Origin of the sequence: Brasilonema bromeliae SPC951, from assembly GCF_012912135.1 — a bacterium.
GTDB classification, from domain to species: Bacteria; Cyanobacteriota; Cyanobacteriia; order Cyanobacteriales; family Nostocaceae; genus Brasilonema; species Brasilonema bromeliae.
On the sequence record NZ_QMEB01000102.1, the window covers coordinates 1 to 20,347 of the forward strand.

21 protein-coding genes and 1 pseudogene are annotated in these 20,347 nt (G+C 43.0%); 8 read left to right on the forward strand and 14 right to left on the reverse strand.

Features of this window, described 5'->3' with window-relative positions:
• Positions 1 to 146: 146 nt before the first annotated feature.
• The 9 genes and pseudogenes from DP116_RS14260 to DP116_RS14300 form a co-directional block, all read right to left on the reverse strand.
• Entirely contained in the window at positions 147 to 1,487 is a 1,341-nt protein-coding gene (locus DP116_RS14260) for a tyrosinase family protein (protein WP_169155819.1), read from the reverse strand.
• 197 nt (positions 1,488 to 1,684) lie between these two features.
• Positions 1,685 to 2,354 (reverse strand): annotated as a pseudogene (locus tag DP116_RS14265) (pseudouridine synthase); the annotation flags it as partial.
• Positions 2,351 to 3,046 (reverse strand): Uma2 family endonuclease, encoded by a 696-nt coding sequence (locus tag DP116_RS14270; RefSeq protein ID WP_169155820.1) that lies wholly within the window; start codon positions 3,044 to 3,046, stop codon positions 2,351 to 2,353. The gene DP116_RS14270 and the pseudogene DP116_RS14265, both read right to left, overlap by 4 nt.
• A 210-nt stretch (positions 3,047 to 3,256) precedes the next feature.
• The gene (locus DP116_RS14275; RefSeq protein WP_169155821.1) at positions 3,257 to 4,402 is read right to left on the reverse strand and encodes a PepSY-associated TM helix domain-containing protein; all 1,146 of its coding nucleotides are present in this window, start codon (positions 4,400 to 4,402) and stop codon (positions 3,257 to 3,259) included.
• A gap of 37 nt (positions 4,403 to 4,439) precedes the next feature.
• On the reverse strand, positions 4,440 to 4,949 hold the full coding sequence (locus tag DP116_RS14280; RefSeq protein WP_246275626.1) for a TonB-dependent receptor domain-containing protein: 510 nt from the start codon (positions 4,947 to 4,949) through the stop codon (positions 4,440 to 4,442).
• Between the two features lie 374 nt (positions 4,950 to 5,323).
• The gene (locus DP116_RS14285; RefSeq protein ID WP_169155822.1) at positions 5,324 to 6,610 is read right to left on the reverse strand and encodes a cysteine desulfurase-like protein; all 1,287 of its coding nucleotides are present in this window, start codon (positions 6,608 to 6,610) and stop codon (positions 5,324 to 5,326) included.
• A 380-nt stretch (positions 6,611 to 6,990) separates the two neighbouring features.
• Entirely contained in the window at positions 6,991 to 7,668 is a 678-nt protein-coding gene (locus DP116_RS14290; RefSeq protein ID WP_169155823.1) for a 2OG-Fe dioxygenase family protein, read from the reverse strand.
• A 541-nt stretch (positions 7,669 to 8,209) separates the two neighbouring features.
• On the reverse strand, positions 8,210 to 8,704 hold the full coding sequence (locus DP116_RS14295) for an ureidoglycolate lyase (RefSeq protein WP_169155824.1): 495 nt from the start codon (positions 8,702 to 8,704) through the stop codon (positions 8,210 to 8,212).
• A gap of 84 nt (positions 8,705 to 8,788) precedes the next feature.
• Positions 8,789 to 9,232: a DoxX family protein gene (locus tag DP116_RS14300; RefSeq protein WP_169155825.1), complete on the reverse strand. Its 444-nt coding sequence runs from the start codon at positions 9,230 to 9,232 to the stop codon at positions 8,789 to 8,791.
• A 246-nt stretch (positions 9,233 to 9,478) separates the two neighbouring features.
• On the opposite strand from DP116_RS14300, the gene DP116_RS30880 reads away from it, so the two are divergent.
• From DP116_RS30880 to DP116_RS14320, 5 genes are all read left to right on the forward strand, one after another.
• Positions 9,479 to 9,580 carry a hypothetical protein gene (locus DP116_RS30880; protein ID WP_479686316.1) on the forward strand — a complete coding sequence of 34 codons (102 nt, stop codon included), beginning with the start codon at positions 9,479 to 9,481 and terminating at the stop codon, positions 9,578 to 9,580.
• 173 nt (positions 9,581 to 9,753) lie between these two features.
• Positions 9,754 to 10,371: a pentapeptide repeat-containing protein gene (locus DP116_RS14305; protein ID WP_169155826.1), complete on the forward strand. Its 618-nt coding sequence runs from the start codon at positions 9,754 to 9,756 to the stop codon at positions 10,369 to 10,371.
• A gap of 120 nt (positions 10,372 to 10,491) precedes the next feature.
• A complete protein-coding gene (locus tag DP116_RS14310; RefSeq protein ID WP_246275627.1) occupies positions 10,492 to 11,052 on the forward strand; it encodes a GAF domain-containing sensor histidine kinase in 561 nt (186 codons plus the stop codon).
• A gap of 642 nt (positions 11,053 to 11,694) precedes the next feature.
• Positions 11,695 to 12,657: an orange carotenoid protein N-terminal domain-containing protein gene (locus DP116_RS14315; protein ID WP_169155828.1), complete on the forward strand. Its 963-nt coding sequence runs from the start codon at positions 11,695 to 11,697 to the stop codon at positions 12,655 to 12,657.
• Positions 12,658 to 13,114: 457 nt separating this feature from the next.
• Entirely contained in the window at positions 13,115 to 13,363 is a 249-nt protein-coding gene (locus DP116_RS14320) for a hypothetical protein (RefSeq protein ID WP_169155829.1), read from the forward strand.
• A 12-nt stretch (positions 13,364 to 13,375) separates the two neighbouring features.
• Here DP116_RS14320 and DP116_RS30730 read toward each other — a convergent pair whose 3' ends face one another.
• Together DP116_RS30730 and DP116_RS14330 are read right to left on the reverse strand one after the other, a co-directional pair.
• Positions 13,376 to 14,287, reverse strand: coding sequence for an ArsR/SmtB family transcription factor (locus DP116_RS30730; protein WP_169155830.1), 912 nt, complete (start codon positions 14,285 to 14,287; stop codon positions 13,376 to 13,378).
• Positions 14,288 to 14,383: 96 nt separating this feature from the next.
• The gene (locus DP116_RS14330) at positions 14,384 to 15,373 is read right to left on the reverse strand and encodes an aspartate carbamoyltransferase catalytic subunit (protein WP_169155831.1); all 990 of its coding nucleotides are present in this window, start codon (positions 15,371 to 15,373) and stop codon (positions 14,384 to 14,386) included.
• A gap of 576 nt (positions 15,374 to 15,949) precedes the next feature.
• Between DP116_RS14330 and DP116_RS14335 the strand changes: the two genes are divergently transcribed.
• On the forward strand, positions 15,950 to 16,885 hold the full coding sequence (locus DP116_RS14335; protein WP_169155832.1) for a CBS domain-containing protein: 936 nt from the start codon (positions 15,950 to 15,952) through the stop codon (positions 16,883 to 16,885).
• A gap of 3 nt (positions 16,886 to 16,888) precedes the next feature.
• Here the strand turns inward: DP116_RS14335 and DP116_RS14340 are convergent, their stop codons facing one another.
• A complete protein-coding gene (locus tag DP116_RS14340) occupies positions 16,889 to 17,044 on the reverse strand; it encodes a DUF2992 family protein (RefSeq protein ID WP_339381456.1) in 156 nt (51 codons plus the stop codon).
• A gap of 149 nt (positions 17,045 to 17,193) precedes the next feature.
• On the opposite strand from DP116_RS14340, the gene DP116_RS14345 reads away from it, so the two are divergent.
• Positions 17,194 to 18,063 carry a CAP domain-containing protein gene (locus tag DP116_RS14345; RefSeq protein ID WP_169155834.1) on the forward strand — a complete coding sequence of 290 codons (870 nt, stop codon included), beginning with the start codon at positions 17,194 to 17,196 and terminating at the stop codon, positions 18,061 to 18,063.
• 71 nt (positions 18,064 to 18,134) lie between these two features.
• On the opposite strand, the gene DP116_RS14350 is transcribed toward DP116_RS14345, so the two are convergent.
• On the reverse strand, positions 18,135 to 18,326 hold the full coding sequence (locus tag DP116_RS14350) for a hypothetical protein (RefSeq protein WP_169155835.1): 192 nt from the start codon (positions 18,324 to 18,326) through the stop codon (positions 18,135 to 18,137).
• Positions 18,327 to 18,396: 70 nt separating this feature from the next.
• Entirely contained in the window at positions 18,397 to 18,990 is a 594-nt protein-coding gene (locus DP116_RS14355) for a Uma2 family endonuclease (RefSeq protein WP_169155837.1), read from the reverse strand.
• Positions 18,991 to 19,245: 255 nt separating this feature from the next.
• Between DP116_RS14355 and DP116_RS14360 the strand changes: the two genes are divergently transcribed.
• Complete coding sequence (locus DP116_RS14360) at positions 19,246 to 20,169, forward strand: FTR1 family iron permease (protein WP_169155838.1); 924 nt, start codon at positions 19,246 to 19,248, stop codon at positions 20,167 to 20,169.
• The last annotated feature ends 178 nt before the right edge of the window (positions 20,170 to 20,347 follow it).

Below are 20,347 nucleotides of genomic sequence, written 5' to 3' on the forward strand. Positions count from 1 at the left end.
AGGCATGTGGCGTCCCTGGGCTAAAGCCGCAGGGTTTTCATCTCACTCTTTATAACCTATATTGCACCATTCAAAAGTCCAGAATCACTCTGGACCCTAGACGCTTGACAACACTCACAATTATGCTGTGATTTTTACCTCACAGTTTATGAACTTGATTTCAGATTGACAATTGCTCTTTTAAGAGTGTCATAGGTGTAGGCATACTTTCTAAAATTCAGAGTGTCTGCAGGTGTGACAATATCATCAGGTGAGAAACTAGGTAGTAAAGAGAACAAATCTCCTGGAGTCCAATTCGCTGGAATGGACTCTCCTCCATCCCAAGGCCACAATCGGTCGTTGAGATTCTCTCCATAATGTCTACCTGTGGCAGGATAATAATTGCTACCCTTGTGCCCATTTTCCTGCCATTCGGCCCAAAGACGATCCACATTGGCATGAACCAGCCAAAATACGGGATCGTTGATAGCACTGGAAAGGTCAGCCATTGTACCTAGAGCCTCGGGACGACCTACAGCAGGGTCAAAAGTGGCTCCACCAACGAAGCTATGAAAATAGTTATGCTCAAAGACTCCTGGCGTTGGTTGTTGAGAGGAACTATCAAGTTTGATAAATCCTTCTAGAGCTAAGCGAAAAGTTTCATAGTCATTAATAGCAAGGATTTGCTCCACATCTTCTTTAGGAATAGGGTAACTATTTGTGGGAGGCACTTGCAAAAAGCGTAAGAGTGTGTCGCCAAATGGTTCTCCTGATGGCTTGATATGTAAGTTTGGGTTTAGAACCCATCCATTGGCTTTTGTAAAAGGACCAGACACAACAGGTCCTCCTTGAACTTCACCCAAACCCGGAATGCTGAGGTTGACTCCTTGACCATTTGGCCCCATAAAGTCATCTTGAAAGAGAACTGCCAACGCATTAGCGTCTGTCCAATCCCAATAAGGAAGCGTGACATTGGGGTTTACTGATTGCAAAGCTTTTTCAAATCGGTGTATAAACTCACGATGCCAGGGAAGGAATAAATCACTTTCATGGGCACCATCATGTCCAGCTGCTGGACCTTGTGCACTGTCGTACATTAAACCCATTGCCGCTACATGCACTGCAACAAACTGGTCGTAGATACTGATACTGCTACCTTCTGGAACTACGTGTTTTAATGTCCGCACAGCATCAACGAATGCTTGTTTCTCTTCTTGGGTAAGGTCAACAACGTTCTTTCTAATTCCATAAGTTTTCTTTGTGCTAATAAGAAATTTTCTGTTTGGAGGAGCAAGATCAGAGTTACTGCTATTGATTGAATTAATTGCATTATTGTGATAAGCTGCGTTCAGCTTGGTGTCTGAACTATCGCTGAGCACCTTATTTAATGTTTGCTTATGCTCACGATGCTCAACATTATGAGAAAGTGCTGGAGTTCCGAAAACAACTAAAACAGCAACTATACTAGCAATAATGACAGCTTTAATAGTTTTGTGGATTTTCATCATCTACGCTTGTTGTGGTTCCTAAAGATTTCAAGATTTTTTGAGGACTCTACTGAGAGCAATGATTACTTGGATTAGTTTGTATATAATTTGACAGTAAAAAGAATCACTCACAATAGAAAATCTTTAGGAAAATCCCTCTATTCTTTCGCAACCAGCGCAAAAGTCGTCATTTTTTGCAGTATTGCTGTGTTTCAACCTAGTTTGACCCGATCAACTGGATGACGACCGATGGGTAAATTTATCGTACCGCTTTCTGTTTTGGGTACACCGTAGATAATGCCGAGGTATTCTCGCCGTGCAGTTTTTGCTTTGAGTTGAGCTTGTATATGTTGATGGGCGTGTTCTGTTTTGGCTATTGCGATCGCGAAGCGGCTCCTCCGGAGCATCGCCCCTGTTGTATCCTTATCTAATCGATGGACAATTCCCGGACGTTGAACTCCCTCAATTCCTGGTAGGTTAGGGCAGTGAGCTAAAATAGCGTTGACTAAAGTCCCGTCTTGATGACCTGGTGCAGGATGGACAACTAACAAGAGCGCTTTTGTTGATGATAAGTAGAGAGTCGTCTTCGTAAAGAATGTCGAGAGGAATATTTTCTGCTTGGAGTTCTAGAGGTTCAGGTTCTGGTATTGTTATGGAAATGCGATCGCCTACTTTAAGCGCTGTTTTCTTTGATGTGCAAACATTGCCATTGAGTTGGACTAACCCTTGTTCTATGAGTTGCTGAATGCGCGATAAGCCGGAGGCTTGACGCTACGCGTATCGCGAGAAATTTGATAATTCTTGGGAGAGGTAGCGATCTAAGCGTTCACCCGAAACATTGGCTTCGCGATCGCCGTTTTGTTTGACTTCTAAATGATATTCGTTCACACTTGGTCTGGATTAATTCCTCGTTGTTGAAGTAAAGCACGGAGTGCTTGTAGTTCTGCTTCAGCTTGTTCTGCCCTAGTTTCAGCTTGTTTTGCCCTAGCTTCAGCTTGTTCTTGTTTTTGAGCCAGTTCTACATAATTCAGAAACCGCTGTCCATCAGGATGATAAATCTGCAGTTCGCCATCAGACAATTCAAAGCGTATGTTTAGACGGGGACTAACCCAACCTATCATTTGCTCAATTTCTGCTAATTCATTACCAGACCGTAGCCAGCCAGTCAACTCACCTGTGTCTGGATCATACAAGTAGTATTCTTCCACACCATAGCGCTCATAAAATTTGTATTTACTAATCATCTCTTTGGCGCTATTACTGGGGGAAAGGATTTCAAACACCACTTGTGGAGCAATATTGTCTTCTCGCCACTGTAGATAAGAACCTCGGTCTCCTTTTGGTCTGCCAAAGATAACCATAACATCAGGTGCTCTGCGAGTGAGGTTATCGCCCTCAACGGGATACCACAGTAAGTCTCCAGCAACGAACACATTGGGGTCATTGTCAAACAGCAGATCCAAGTTTTTTTTAATGAGTACAATCAATTCAAATTGCTTTGTATTCTCTGCCATTGGCTGTCCGTCGCTTTCGGGGTAAATGATACCTTTTTGCTTGAAAGATTTAGCTTGAGTAACCATTGCAATCAGTCCTATTTTTGCAAAGTGGCATTGTTCATTTTAACAATTATCAAAACTCCATAAACATCAAACCAAGAGCGACTTTATACCATTTCACCAGGATTGAGTAGGTCTGACTCCTGACTCAGGAATTGCTGCTGTATTCTACCTACTTCAGCTTTTATAAGTAGTAGAATGGGCGATCGCGCCACCACAGATCGCCGTCATTCTTTAACTTTTCACTGAAGGCTCAATCATTTTTATTGACTCCCGTCCGGAATTTTTCCCTTTGTAGCGATACCACCACATCACAAAGCCAGTGATAAATAAAATCAGCGGTGTAAGTCCAACAAATATATAGAGAATGCGGGTAGGTAAACCACCAAAAGTGCCATAGTGCATTGGTGAAAACGAGTTGAAAACTCGATCAGCTCGTGATGGCTGCAAGCCATTTTTTAGTAGCACCACTTTGCCTGTATACTGGTCGAGATAAACCTGAGAGTAACCATACTCGGATGCCTCTTGAGGCTGTTTTTTGCCCACTCTAAAAACTCCTTCTGGGGTTTGCGGTAGGCTGATGTAGGTAGTAACAGCACCTGGTAGAGCAGCATCAGCTTTTTTAAGAATTTCGCCTAGTCCCAAGGGTGACTTGCCGTGTATAGGTTGAGAAACTGGTGTGGGTGGGATGGGAGTGAAGGTTGCAGCGTGAATGACGGGTTGGGAAAAATCCCAAAAATTCCAGCACACGCCTGTGAAGGAAATCATGCCAAGGAAAACAGCTGCAATGATACCTGCCACTTTGTGAATATCAAAGTTAGTTCGCTTGGGATGTGCATTCCACTTGATCTTGAAGCCAAGAATCAGTTTGCGCCAACCGGGCCATAAAATAAATCCTGTAATGCTAAGAAGGAAAAGGAAAAACGCGGCAATTCCAACGATGACTTCGCCGATTTTGCCAGCAAGAAGTTCATAGTGGAGTTTGAAGGTGAACCCAATCAATGTACGCTCCCACTGACGAGAACCCATAATTACACCCGTGTAGGGATTGACAAATACTTGCGTCCGTTTTTCACCTGGGGCTTCCAGCCAGACGCGATAGGGGAGGTGGGCATCTGGAAGTGTGTTGATGCTTAATAGTTTCAGCTCAGGTTGGGAGGCGTAGGCGGTTTTGACGGTTTTTACTACGGACTCAATAGGGACGCGTTGTCCTTGAGGAATGACTTGCCCAAATTGTTGACTCACTAGGTATTGGTCGATTTCCCGCTGAAAGACTAGTAAGGTGCCAGTTAAGCCGATGATGATTAGCAGTAGTCCTACGATTAAGCCGAGATAGCGGTGTATGTAAAATGTAAAGTCGCGGATTTGTTTATAATTCATGGTGGATGCTCCTAAATTAAATGTCGTGTGATTGCAATCAAAACTCCCAAGAAATCGTTCCCTGCACAGTAAAAGGGGCACCAGGCTGAACCTCCGTGCGACCTTGTGTCCCTTCAAAGTACCGAATATTGGAGAGATTCTTGAAGTTGAGCGCAGCTCTGAAGTTTCCTGTTTCGTAGTAAACGGCAGCATCTACACGGGTGTAGCTAGGGACTTCAAAAGTGTTGGCTAAATCCCCAGCGCGATTGCCCAAAGGGCAGACGCAATCATGCGTATCGCCAATGTAAAAAATTCCCCCTCCAAAGCCCAATCCTTTCAACCCACCATTTTGTAGCGTGTACGTTGTCCACAAACTTGCAGTGTGCCTTGGCATATTATTGAGACGATTGTCTACAGAAAACGTGTTCTCTTTGGTGATAGTAGCGTCGGTGTAGGCGTAAGAAGCGATAATCTTCCAACCCGGGAGAATTTCGCCTGCAATGTCGAATTCAATGCCGCTTGAGCTTTGACCATCTGACTCCAAGCAGGAGTTGTTACTAACATCCAAACAGAACTTGTCAATAGCAGAGCTTTCAGCTTTTGCTCGATTCTCATCTTTGCTCCTTACAATCGGTAGTGTCGCCCAGCTTTGGAGTAGATAACTGTGCAGCTAATTGCAATTTATTGGCATAGCTAACAGACTTACTTGAGAAAACTCTACAGGAGGTAGCGAATCAATTGCAAATATTTGTCATAGTTTCGTAATGTTTTGTGTGCAGCAAGTGCTAACACTTTTGTGTGAGAGGTGAACTGAAAACAACTGCACAGACAAGCGTATGGATTATTTGTTGAGAAATCGCTCTGACCGTGATTTGTTACGCATGTTAGGGGCACAGCTGGCTCGTGCCCCTACGGTGGATACAACTGATGAATTGCTATATCTCAGGACTCATGACTTGGCACTATCTTGATAAGTGCTTTCAACAATTGGTGAATCTCTTCAACGCTATTGTAATGTACCAGCCCAATTCGCAAAAGTCCTCCGCTTGACTCAACTCCTAATTCTTTTGTAAGACCGAGTGCATAGAAGTTACCGTTCCAGGTAAAGATACCTTGCTCACCCAATGCTTTGGCAACAGCGTGAGGTGTTCGCCCAGCAAGTCGTATGCCAACAGTTGGTGTCCGCCAGTCAAAGCGGGTTGTATCAGTAATGCCATATAAAGTTATATCAGGAATTTGTTGCAATCCCGTGACCAATTTTTGGCACAAATCTCTTTCGTATTGCTTAATTGCTATCATCGCTGCGAGTAAGGCTTCTCGGCGGTTCTGAACACCCGGTAAGACTCGGTGACCTAGTTCAGCAAGATAGTTGATTGCTGCTACTAACCCCGCTAGCCCTTCGTAGTTCTGGGTTCCATTTTCCCAACGTGACGGAATTTCATCTGGGGCTGGTTGCACCTTATAAGGACGCAATCGAGCAAGATGCTCGCGCTTTGCATATAATATCCCAACATGCGGTCCAAAGAATTTATAAGCAGAGCAAGCGAGAAAGTCGCAGTCAAGGACACGTACGTCGATGGGAGCGTGAGCAACGTAGTGAACCGCATCCACAAAAACCATCGCCCCAACAGCATGAGCTAATTGCACAATTGTTGCAATATCGTTAATTGTGCCCACAGCGTTGGATGCATACCCTACCGCCACTAATCGCGTCCGTTCATTTATCTGCTGCTTGAGATGGTTTATGTCTAGGGTGCAGTCTTCTGGATTGATTTCGACCTCACGAATGACTACACCGCGTTCAGAAAGCGCAAACCAAGGTGAAACGTTAGCATAGTGGTCTAGCTTGGTGACAATGATTTCATCACCGCTTTGGAGTTCGCGAGCGATCGCCCTGAGTGAGTCTCCCGTATGGGCGATCGCCCGACTCAAGCTATAAGTCAGCGTAGTCATATTGGCACCAAAGACCACTTCGTCAGAACTGCAGCCCAATAAATCAGCCATAGCTGTACGAGCTGAAGTTATGAGCGCATCTGTGCGCTGACTTGTGGCAAAAGCCCCGTGTGCATTGGCGTTTGAGGTGACTAGGTATTGGGCGATCGCATCTATAACTGACTTTGGTACCTGAGTCCCACCAGGTCCATCAAAAAAAATCACAGGTTGACCATTAATTTCTTGTGAAAGTGCTGGAAACTGATTGCGTATCCATCCTAAGTCAAGGTCAACCATAAAAAACTCCTTTATTTGTGATTTTACTTTCCTGTTGATTGAGATCTTGCACCTTACCGGTGAGTACGCCTTGAACTTAAGTACCCTGCGGGAAGCCCTCCGGGTTCGGGGGTAACTCCTTCGGAGACGCTGCGCGTTCGCCCTTGGCGTGCGCTTGCGCTTACGCAATCGACGGGAACCGCCAAGACTGCGACCCCCTCACCGCCTCCGGCGTCTACAAGGCTAATAGATTAAGTCCGTTAAAACGGACTGGGTAAATCTTTTAGTCCGTTTTAACGGACTTGAACTTTGAGCCAAGAAATTTATTTCTTGGCGGACAAAAAAGCAGATCCAAGATCTCAGTTAAGTCAGTTCAAGCTCTGGATGCTGAATTTGGTTTTTTACTTATCGTTTGGCGAACCCAATCCTGGACAAGTCAACACAAACACATCTCTCACCCCACCTATCTTAGAGATTGCATTGATAACAGATGTAAAATGAAAAAATTCCCCGTCGCCAAAGACTAACATTTCTCCGGGGTTGAGAATTTTGTTCAAAACTGGGCTGTCATTCTTAGATTTGTATAAATGAGTTTCTCCCCCTTCAATTCTTTCTCTGTTCACAGAAAATATACCAATTACATCTACTCCATCTCTATGGATTCCTTCAGGAGCAGGTTTGCCAATTTGCTCTGGGGAAGCGGTGGTTCTAATTTGATGAACTGCAATTTCTTTAAAAGTTGAGCAGAGTTCACAAAACTCGAAAAATTCTAAAATCATTCTTTGAAAATCTGCCAATTTTATCAGTTCATCATCTAGTTCTGCATACTCCCTGACGACATCACCCAACAAAGGATTATATTGTTTGGGTTGATATAAAGGACGATGTGGCAGCTTGATTATACTCCTGCCAGAAATTTGAAAATGAGATAAACGCCGGAAACGATAATTGCCTGCTAAGTATGGATCTGCAGGAAGGTTGCTAAAGAATGGCTTGAGCTTATCTACATTTATAGAAGAGATATTTTCTATAGCGTAGCTGGTAAGACAGTTAAAGTCTTTTCTTTGTAATTCCAACATTTTCCTATTCTCCTCAGATTGACCATTACTAGCCAAATGGACACATGACCAAATTTGGGTTGGCTATATTGTCAAACCCAATATGAAAAATTTCAGTCAATTTATACACTCTTCAGCTGTCAATAAAAAACTTCCACACGAAAAGCATCCTTGAGCATAGCTCAATTTTTCATGACAGCTACGAGGCTCAAATTATTGATCATCATCAGGCAAAGTTAATTTTTTGTTTTTTGAGACCCGATAATTTTTAGATTTTTTAACCTAGTTATTTGTCGTTTTATTTAGATTTTGGTGCTTTTGTCTTACACCTTATTTCTTTAATTATAAGCAAGGAAAAACTGACCTGCAATATTGTATCAATATTGTATTGATTTAGTACCTGTACTGCTGTAACAGGAAGTTGTGTTCAAAAATCCAAGACGGGAGCCACTGCGTTGGTGAGCGCGAGTGCTCCTCCGTAAGGGCAAAGCCCGCGCTAGGAGTACCACAATTTTTCGGATTTCTCTGACAAACTTCGCTTGCTTGCAAGCACTTGGAAGTACTACAAAATCTCAAACTCTAAACTGTGACTGTTAAGAAAATTGTGAGTGAAATGGTCTACCACATTCGTATCACTCAATTCCAAATTATAAAAATCCACAACTTCATGCTCAAAATACGGTCCAGCGTGCCAAGTTCCTACCTCTAATTTGATAAAGCAATTTCCTGGAATGCGGAAAGCTGCGATATCTTCTAGAGATGGTTGATCAATATTATTGTTAGGAGGACAAACCGCAATGAACCAGTCCTTCCCTTCCAACGAACCCAAACACTGAGTACATTGCACATGGCGAGTGATGGTGTGAAATCTGCGCCCTCTGCGGTGCAGTCTCATAATGTAAAAGCGGGGAGTACCTTTATCAAGTACTAATCTCGCATCTTCTGCATCAAAGGATTTGCCATGTTCACTGGGAAAAATCACTTGTCCGTATCGACGAAAATTTTCCGGCGTTACCCATTGGGCTTGTAGTTGTTGCACGGTCTTTGATGTCGTCATATCCAATCCGCTTGTACCCTGATTATTTTAACTCTGTTCCCTCTCCAGTTAAGAGAGGGCAAGGGAGAGGTTTCTATAAATGGCTTACTCCAATTTCAGCAGTTTCTTGGGAATGAGTGACTTAGGAATAATAGAAGCTTGTTTCTCTAAATCTGAAGGTTGTGTGTACAACCAAGCCCAAGCAATTAAAACCGCCTGAAAAGGAAGTCTGATCACATGTACCCAAGGTGAATTGGGTATATTGTCAATCGGAATCAGATTAACCGCCATGTTGATATTTGCCGGAAAAACAGCAATAAAAAGAGCAATAAGCCCCCAAGCCGTAGCTTGACTGACAGGCGGAACTAATAACCCAATACCGCCCAAGATTTCATAAAAGCCACTGAGATAAACAATTTCCAGAGGGTAGGGGAGTTGCGGCGGCACAATTCTGACATACTGGTCAGCAGATGTAAAGTGTGTTATCCCAGCGATCAGCATAGATACCGCAAGGATGACACGAAAAGTTTCTTTGAGATTATATTTCATCTGTTTCCGTAGTTGCGTTCATACCTTCAGTTTGTTTACCAAATCTCACTCCGTCGTCAGCCATGAGTGGGAATTAGGGAGTGGAAAAATGAGGGCACAAGGGGACAATGAACCAATAGTGATCCAGTCTTAAGCAGTCTTGATCAGTTCTAGAACCAAAAATTCTTAGCAGATAATTTTCATGTTATTGCTTTTTGCTCATTATTTGTTACAATTATTTATATAAATTTACAAAAAGACAAAACCATGCGTTACACCGCTGATGACAGAGGCATTCTTAACAACTACGCGGTTGAATCTGCTATTTATTTGGCAGAGTATCCAACCCTTGAACAACAGAAGCGCTAAGCTTTTGGTGGAGTGCTGGCGATTTTGCTAGTTTTCGCGCTTAATTGTTAATGACCTTTGCTATCAGCTAAACTGCTCAACCCTTAGGTTTTATGGTTGCTCAGTTGTGTCACACATCACTTGTCTGTCAGTAATAAGAAATTCCGGGGTTTGAGCCTCAACTTTACATGATCATGGATACTGATGAACTTCTTATACGCTATGCCGCAGGTAACAGAGATTTTTTGCAGGTGAACTTGCAGCAAGCCAACCTCAGCGAATTCGCTTTAGCAGGAATCAACTTGAGTCGCTCAGACTTGACTGGGGCAAATCTATCAGGCGCTTCTCTACGTGGAGCCAATTTGAGTGAAGCTGTTGTTGCGGAAGCAACCCTGTGGAGAGCCAATCTCACTGAAGCTGTCCTGATTTGGGCAAATTTCAGTAAAGCTTGTTTAATCCGGGCAACCCTGACTCAAGTGGATTTACACAAGGCTGTCCTAACAAAGGCAGACTTGCGCTTAGCCAATCTGCGCTACGCTGACCTCAGCTATACAAATTTGGAGGGTGCGGATCTGCGCTATGCTGACCTCACTGGTGCTAACTTAGCGGGTGCGAATTTGAGCAAGGCAAACTTGACAGGTGCAAACTTGAGTCAGGCAGATTTGTATAACGCCAACTTCACTAAAGCCATTTTGTCAAGAACCAACCTGCGCTACGCTGACCTTAGCAGCATCAACCTGGATGGGGTTGATCTGCGTGATGCACAGGTGAGTGGTACTTCTTTACAACCATTAGTAAATACTCATCAGTAAACAGTGATAACTGAACAACTGATAACTCTGATTATGGAAGATTGTGTTTGGAGGAGTGAACTGTTTCTAACCCTGTTTACAGCTCCTCAATTTCAACTGGAAATTAGCTGAAAAGGGGAATTGACAGCTTATCGGTCTTCTATGAAGGGAGAAACTTGGTCGTTGGCAAATCATCCGCTGTTTCAAGCTGCTTTGACTGGTGATCGAGCGATCGCCATCGCCGACACCACACAAGACTTAGGCATACAAACAGATCCCGATTTAAGTGCTCAATTCCAACGCGCTTCAATTCGGTCGTGCCTCTTGGTGCCAATTCGCTATCATCAAACTTGGTTAGGAATATTAGAATTGCATCACTGTGGTGACTCTGCTTATGTTTGGAGTGACTCTGAGCGAGTGTTGGTAGAGGCGATCGCCACCCAAGTAGCAGCCGCCTTAATCCAAGCTCAAGCTTACACCAACTTGGAAACCCTTAACCAGCAACTGGCAGCTTTAGAGCGTACACAAAGCAACCTGATTGCGATTGTAGGACATGAATTGCGGACTCCTCTATCTACTATCCAAGTTTGTTTAGAGAGTTTAGCCAGTGAACCTGAAATGCCATTAGAGTTTCAGCGCTCAATGCTGGAAACAGCATTAGGTGATTCCGAACGGATGCGTTCATTTTTGTTAAACAAATAGATTCAAGTTTTGTATCTCATATAGCGCTTCTCGTTTGGATCAAATACACAACGATATGTAGAACTTTCGGATGCAACGTCTCTACCGTATTGCACGCAATTGAAAACCGCTATAAATCATCAGTCGGTTTTTGCAATAGTTCTGAAGACAGTACATAGCACAATTGATGAACCTTTTATATATAAAAGTCTGTTAAATGACTCTACCAAAAAAGAATAATCTTATATCATGTTAAAAAACTTTACATTAGTTAACTTTTTTGTTACATTAATTTACGTTAGAGAGAAATCTATGTGAAGAAAGTTTTCGTGAATACACACAGCTACGTCATTAATGACTAAGGTGGGCATCACTGCTTTCCTCTCATTAACTGATGTACTTGTAAGAAAACTCACGGGCTAGCTTCACCTTTGGGTAAGGCAGTTGCGCGACTGTCCCAAAACCCTAGCTGAGCACTGCTCACCATAAGACAGAAAAATTCAATGTTCACAAGCGCCAAGATTGGAGTTGTATCGCTCTAGAAGAAAGCTGGATTCTAACTGAACACAGCTTAATAGGGACTACTGCAAGTCTGTCTTAGCTTAATATCCGAAAAAGCAAATTTTGAGTAATTAAATACAAATAGACCTGGAGATTCTGACGATGGTTTATTCTATCGAGTCCGCTCAAAGCATCTTTTCTAGCACTCAAGTTCCTAGTCCGATTCCAGCCACGATAGCACTGTTCGAGCAACTTAACGTTGACGATAAACTGGCATTACTCTGGTTTGCCTACACTGAAATGGGTCGTTCCATCACTCCTGCGGCTGTAGGAGCAGCACGCCTACAGTTTGCGGAAGGTTTACTAAACCAAATTAAGCAGATGTCTCAAGCAGATCAATTGCAAGTCATGCGCGATCTTGCTAACCGTGCTGACACTCCCATTAGTCGTTCCTATGCAAACTTCAGTGTCAACACTAAACTGGCTTTCTGGTATGAGTTAGGAGAGTTCATGAAACAGGGCATTGTTGCTCCTGTTCCCTCTGGCTATGAAATGTCTAGAGGTGTCCAAATCGTGCTAGACGCAATCAAGCAACTCGATGCCGGTCAGCAAATCACAGTACTTCGTAATACTGTGGTAGACATGGGATTCGGGGATGTTGTTGTTTCTAGTAGTCCCCAAGTAGATGCTGAACCCCTGTTTCCACGTACCGAGCCAGCTCCTACTAAAATTACTGTTAAGGGCATCACAGAGCCTACTGTATTAAGTTACATAGAAGCTCTGAACAAAGATGACTTTGACGCTGCTATTGCTCTATTTACTCCCGACGGTGCCCTGCAACCACCATTCCAGAAACCGATTGTTGGTTATGAGGCGATCAAGAGATATATGCGTGCAGAAGCACAGGGACTCAATATCCTGCCGCAGGAAGGTATATCCGAAGAGCTACAAAATGGCTCTAAGCAAGTTAAAGTCACAGGTATAGTACAAACTCCTTGGTTTGGTGTCAACGTTGGTATGAATATCAGTTGGCGCTTCTTACTCAATTCCGAAGGCAAAATTTTCTTCGTGGCAATTGATATGTTGGCATCTCCCGCAGAGCTGCTAAACCTGCGTGTAAGATAGAACGCTTCATCAATTCGTACAGTGCCGTGTAGAGACGTTGCATGCGTAGAGACGTTGCATGCAACGTCTCTACATTGGCTCACCAAGCGTATTGAGATCTAAGATTCTCATCTAATTACAGCAGTTGCCAGGTAGATTAGGACATGAACTAATGAGAAAATACGGACGCCACCAGACCATCAAGCCCGTTAAGAGTTCGCTGTTCCCTGCTATAATTTGTGTAAAATTTAAGATTTTCTTTAGATTTTAGATGTCAGGTGGGCATTGCAATGCCAGCCCTACACCATTCGTGTATTTGACTCAAATGAGAAGCGCTATATACGATTAGATTGTCATCTAATTAATTTATGTAAAATTTAAGATTTACTTTAGATTTTAGGTTTAAGATTGTTTTTAGATTCTTGATAACACTAATGTGTTTGACTAAGAACGAGTCTTTAGAAAGGAGGTTTATCCGATGGACTCTTCAACGTTACGTCATCTATGGTCTGTGATTGAAGAAACCCAGACCAGTATTCTTCTAAACTTCAGTGATACCGAACTAGTCAAGCAGTTAATTAGACTGCTTGAAAACAGAAAACTACTTAACGACGAAGAAATCAGTATTGTGAGTGCTTATATTCGTTCCAGAATCCCACTCATCCGCGACCTCGCTTTTGCGCGTTCACCAATAAATGGACAATGGGTTATGAGCATGGCTGGCTGAAAACCTCTTATGTTAGGTCAAAGCCCTTCGCAGTCGCTGTTCTAAAGAAATCAAATCTACCCCAAGACTTTGCAATACCCGAATTGCGACTCCCCCTCCTTCATGGAGAATGCCTAATAGCAAATGCTCAGTACCAACGTAGTTAACATTAAGACATCGGGCGTCCTCTACCGCTAGTTCTAACACCTGTTTAGCTCTGGGAGTGAAGGGAATATCTATAGCTGTATCACCTTTCCCTCTGCCGATAATTTTTTCGACTTCAATCTGTGCATTTTCCAAATTCACCCCCACAGAATTAAGAAACTGCCAGCCTATACCACTCCCTTCACCAAGAAGTCCCAGTAAGATTTGTTCTGTCCCAACAAAATTATGCCCCAAACGGCGCGATTCACCCTGAGCCAAATTAATCGCGTTAACTGCCTTTTGGGTAAACCTTTCAAAACCTTTGAGATGAAATCTGTCAGAAAAAGACCCTGACAGTTTGTGAAAAATAGACTCAAAAAATTTTTCAAACATAAACCCCTCCTGAATAGGTGTCTTGTTAGTGCGTTCAAGGGTGTGTTCGTTGGAGACGCGATGCTCCGTTCGCCGAAGGCCTGGCGTAGCCATAGGAGCCGCTGAGCGATCGCCTTCACCTCTCCTTCTGTCCGTCGTCAAAAAAGTAAGCAAATCCTCCATCGTCTCAGCATTTGCTGAGTACCACAGAAATTGCTTATCTTTGCGGCTCTTCACTAACTCTTCGTTCCGCAGCTTTTCCAAATGGTGCGACAGGGTTGAGTTCGGGATTTTGAGCTTTTCCTGAATCTCACCCACTGTCATCCCTTCTGGATAAGCCGCAAACAGCAGCCGCATTATTTCAAGTCGTGGTTCCGACCCGAGTGCAGCAAACATATCTGCATATCGAGCCGTTTCTTGATTTACCATATTTCTAGAATAATCGAAATATAGAAGATGTCAATATTAATATTTAGTCATGACCCGTGAGTCATGAGTTAGCAATTGTCTGCTTGTCCCTTATTCCTATGCCTTACCACTCCCGATCAAATACAGCAGCGCCATACGAACAGCAACACCACTAGTTACTTGAGCTTGAATGAGGCTAAATTCCGGGTCATCCATTAACTCTGAGCTAATTTCGACACCACGGTTCACTGGGCCAGGGTGCAAAAGCTTGACATTTGGCTTGCACAGTTGCAGCCTTGAGTGTGTCATACCAAACATCTGGTGATATTCTCGCAAAGAAGGCAATAAATGAGCAGTCATTCGTTCTTTTTGCAAGCGTAAAGTCATCACAAAATCTGCATCTTGCAAAGCTGGTTCTAACTCCCAGTGGAGAAACACTTTACCTGGTGTATTTTCACAGTAATCTGCAAATAATTTAGGTAAGAGGGTGGGTGGTGCTGCTAAATGCACATCAGCACCACTTGCTGTCAGACTCCAAATATTTGAGCGTGCTACCCGCGAATGGAGAATATCCCCAACAATCGCAATCTTTTTTTCTTTCAAAAGCTCGACTCGGGGTAGATCTGGATCAAGGAGACTACAAATAGTAAATAAGTCCAACAGACCTTGGGAAGGATGTTCGTGTTGACCATCACCAGCATTGAGGACGCTGACTCGTACACCGAGTCGATCCATTTCTTGGGCGATCGCATCAGGAACTCCAGCCTCCCGATGGCGAATCACCATTATATCAGTTCCCATTGCCAAGTAAGTTTTCGCCGTATCAAGAATAGTTTCTCCTTTTGTCATTGAAGAAGTTCCTGAGGCAAAATTCAGTGTATCTGCCGATAGCCGCTTAGCAGCGAGTTCAAAACTGCTGCGAGTGCGAGTCGATGGCTCAAAAAATAAATTCGCCACAACCTGTCCCTGCAAAGTTGGGACTTTCTTCGTCCGCCGAGATAGAACCTCTTGAAAACTAGCAGCCGTTTGCAAAACGGTATCGTACTCATCAGTGGTGAAGTCAGCGAGGGAAAGAATGTGGTGACGACTCCAGGTGTTATTAGACATAAATAGCGAGGATATTTGGCTTAAAGACACGTCTACAGCGCACTCCAGGGGGAAGCTTCGATGCACACTGATAGCGCCTTTGGAGTTTGGGTAAAACCCGTGTAAAAATTAGGCAACATATTGTTTCAGTGGCGCTTATTATATCGCATTTTTACAGTTTTTTAATTTATATTTCAGAGAAAATCATCATACACCTTGCGGGAATTTGGAAACCATGCTTGGCGTTGCAAAACGAAGGGGAACCTGCAAAGGCGCACTGCCTCCTGAATACGCTTGCCCCATTTTCTTACGTGTTACACCTGAATTTAGCTGACCCAAAAGAAGCAAATCCGAGAACTGAATAAGTCTGAATTTCTGCTTGTGCAGGAGTTGTGCCGTTTCGCTAAGAACCTTTACAACATAGGGCAACAGCCTCGTTCAAAGCAACTTCTTAGAACTTTCATGACAGTCTCCCCAGAGAGTGTCATAAGCTAATGTAACGAATAGTGACAAAACTTACAACAGACGAAACAGGTCAGGAACTCTGCCCAGTCTTATAGGTACATTATGAAACAGTGTTTTCCAGACAAATGAGCCATGCTACTTGATGATCTGCGGCTGAGTGAACCAGCAATAGAGACGGCGGTAGACTATAAACCACTGACTGTCACACCAGAAACATTGCTGGTAGATGTCATTACTTTAATGAACCAAAAGCGAATTCACAGTTGCTCATTATCTCGTGTTAATTCACCGTTAAATGGATTGACCGTACATCCGACAGGCTCTAGCTGTGTTTTGGTGATAAAGAATACTAAAGTATTGGGTATTTTTACAGAAAGAGATATTGTACGGCTAACCGCAGATGAAGTTGACTTTAGAAAGGTCACAATAGCGCAAGTGATGACGCAACCAGTGATGACATTGGAGCAAGCGACTTTTCAGGATGTTTTTGCGGCTTTATTTTTATTTCGGCGGTATCGTATTCGCCATCTGCCTATAGTAGGACAAAAGGGCGAACTTATTGGTGTTATTTCCCACGAGAGTATTCGTAGGATTTTACGCCCTGTTCATCTCCTGAAGTTCATGCGTGTGGCAGATGTGATGACAACCCAAGTCATTCGTGCTTCCATGAGTGCTTCGGTATTAACTTTAGCTCAGGTGATGGCAGAGTTTCGGATTAGCTGTGTCGTCATAACCGAGGATCAACCACCGTTAGATTTGGGACAATTTGTTCACATTCCCATCGGAATTGTCACCGAGGAGGACATTGTACAATTTCAGGCAATGGAAGTGAATCTATCTGAAGTTCTAGCGCAAACTGTGATGAGTACACAGCTATTTGTGCTCAATCCTGAGGATTCTTTATGGACTGCTCTTGTGGAAATGCAACGGCAACAGACGCGAAGATTGGTGGTATCTTGGGATCGAGGAATAGGATTAGGCATTGTTACTCAAACTAGCTTACTGCGAGTCCTTGATCCCGTACAAATGTATGGAGTCATCCAAACTTTGCAACAGACAGTTAAGTAGCGTCTACGCTTTTCCACGATGCCTTTGCTTGGCTTTTTGACGCGCTAGTAGTCGTTTTTCTTCTTTTTCTTCTTCCCTCACCGCTTTAGAAATCTCGTTTCTCTCACGTTTCAAATTTTCAAACTCTAATTTGAGCACTTGCTGTGCTTTTGTGGAGATACCTCTTCGCCTTTATATTTTTTGTACACAAAAATCGTTTCAGCTGCTATATTTTTTAATTAGCCCTCTTCAGGTTTGCTTCTACCAAAACTGACAGCAGAATTCTCATCTGCTGAGCATGTGAACAAATCTTTGCGAGGACAGTATTGATGGAATCAAACAACGCGACATTCGAGCAGCAAGTTTTTGAACTAACTAACCAAGAACGAGCTAAGAATAATCTTCCACCTCTGAAAGCAAATGCTGAACTGAACTATGCTGCTGACAAATATGCTCAAGAGATGTCACAACGTGGTATTTTGAGTCATACATCACCAGATGGGTCTCAAGCGTGGGATCGAGCGAAGGTTGTTGGGTATTCAGCTCAAATGATGGCAGAGAACATCGCAGCAGGGCAAACAACACCTCAACAGGTTGTTCAAGATTGGATGAACAGTCCTGGACACCGAGCTAATATCCTCAAGCCCGAATATACTGAGATTGGCACTGGTTTTTCTAACAACTATTGGGTTCAGGACTTTGGTAGTGGTGATACAAATCCCATGAGCTACATACCAAACTCTACATCTAACTCAACGATCGCATCTACCTCAACCCCTACCCCGCAATCTGCCTCCATGCCTACAGCTACATTGGACAGTGTTTTTCCTTCAAACTCTGTTCTAGCTTCTGTTCCAGCATCTACCCCTGTTGCTGAACCTACAGTTGAAGCTGCTTCTAACACTGATACAGGATCTGGTAGCGGCAAAGTCATAGACAACCCAGTTAATGACTCGCTACTCTTGGGTGGTTTCAACAACAATACGCCCGACTACGCTTCTGGACATGATACTTTTATGCTTGGTCAGGTTGAAAACTTTGATTGGATTGGCAATCTTCAGTTTAGCCAAGGTATTCCTATTATAGAAAATAGCAGAATCCTTGAGATATTACCAGGGTCTGAAATAAATAACAACATCCCCATTGGGGATAGGAATATAGAGACTTTAATTGCACAAGGACAAAACACTTTCTCCTAGAGATTGTGTAAGTTACACTCCTACACTGTAATGGAGGGTGAGTGTAGGAGTGTAAATAAAAGGATCTTTGATTAATCGTCAATGGGATATACCCATTTTGGAGGTTCCATGAGTTTTTTTAGTCGCGCTGCTTCAGCTATTTCATGCATTTTTTCTATAGAAGTCTCTTGAATAAACTTTGATGCAGCCTCTATGTGCGATTTTTCATCGTCCGCGCTGTTGTTGGTTTTAGTTTCTGGATTATTTAGTTTATCTTCTTGCATGCAAACCTCCTGATGGGTTATTTTGAAAATAAGGGATTGGTGATAGGAAAAATTATCTATAGTCTATTCGCTATGGATTTAAAATAATAGTCAAATCTAAAACAAAACCAGGTAAAACTTCTTCACCGGAAAGTTGAGGAGGGTTATCAAAAGGGAAATTCAAAACTTCTACATCTTGTTCTGGTCGATAAATTTCTACCAAAGGCGTTTGCGGATCAATTAACCAACCTAAACTCGCTCCATTCTCTTGATATTCCCGCATTTTGGTGCGTAATTTATCTAAAGCATCACTTTCTGAACGTAGTTCAATTACAAAATCAGGACAAATAGGTGGAAAACGTCGTTTTTCATCTTTTGTTAAAGCTTCCCAACGTTCTAACTTCACCCAAGAAGCATCAGGACAGCGATAAGCACCACTGGGTAATTTAAACTCAGTGGAAGAGTCAAAGACTTTTCCTAACTTGGTTTGACGGTTCCATAAACCGACTTGCATGTTAATGTCTGAATTTCTAATTCCGCTTTCTCCGCCTGTTGGAGGGATAATGATTAATTCTCCAGTCTGGGTAAGTTCTAATTGCCAAGGTTCGTTAGCAATGCAAAGTTGATAAAATTGCTCATCGGTTAAACCTACGGCTGGAGATACGTTTAAGGTGAGGATTTCCATCATGGTTTTTTACGGAAGGGGTTAATTCTATTATCAAACAAAGACTGAAGCCAAAAAGGAAAAAAGATCACAAACATAAGTCTGTTGAGTCCAAGAAATTAAAGTCGCTAAAAGCAAAGGTAAAAAGTCTACAACAAATGGTAGAAGCATCTGCCACAGAAATTATGTAAAACTAAAATCACGCTACAGATGTAAATTGAGAAAGTCAGATTTCATCTGGGTTACTTAATTACGAATTACGAATTACGAATGACTATGAATTGGAGTGCTGCATTACCAACATTTTTTATTACCTTAAGAGAAGGCGTCGAAGCTGCTTTAGTTGTCGGAATCGTCTTCGCCTGTTTACAGCAAGCTGAACAACAAAGATTGCATCGTTGGGTATACTTAGGTGTTATCAGCGGCACTTTAGCTAGTTTTGTTGTCGGTTTACTACTAAATCTGGGAATCCAAGGTTTGCAGACATCTGATTTGCTGTATGCACCTGTCTTCAAGCAACTTTTCGAGGTGGGACTGGGCGTTATTGCGATCGCCATGCTCAGTTGGATGCTAATCTGGATGACACGACAAGCACGATTTCTTAAAGCGGAAATCGAAGGCTCAGTTAAAAGTGCTTTAGTTGAAGACAACCGTGCAGCTTGGGCAATTTTCAGCTTAATTTTTATTGCCGTATTTCGGGAAGGTTTAGAAACGGCTTTGTTTATCGTCGCTAAGTTTCAAGAAGGTTGGACACCCGTACTTGGGGCAATAGGAGGACTAAGTATGGCTGTTTTAATCGGGATGCTACTGTTTAAGTGGAGTATCCGCATTAACTTGAGCAAATTTTTCCAGGTGATGGGCGTGTTCCTGCTGCTGATTGTCTCTGGATTAGTGATTTCTGCACTCCGCCATCTTGATGCGGCGGCGATTGCTTTGAGTCAAATCAATTCCTCAGTTGCTGATGCTTGCGGACAAGGAAATACTTCTTGTCTTTTAGGTCCCCAAGTTTGGGATCTCTCAGGTATTTTACCTGATCGACAGTTTCCTGGAATTCTGCTGAAAACTTTATTTGGCTATACGCAAAAACTCTATTTCGTTCAGGCTGTAGGATATCTCCTGTTTTGGGTGGTTGTGGGTAGCCTCTATTTCCGCAGTCTTAGCCAACCCACACAATTAAAGCCAGCAACCAAACTCAATTAGGACTTATTTATATCATGTCCGTGGGAAAACCTCACCCTGCCCTATCGGGCATCCCTCTCCTTATAAAGGAGAGGGAAAGATTTTAGCGCAGCGAAAAGCGAGGGTGAGGTTTTGAGCGAGCCGGTGTGTACACCGTTAAAACCTCACCCTGCCCTGTCGGGCATCCCTCTCCTTATAA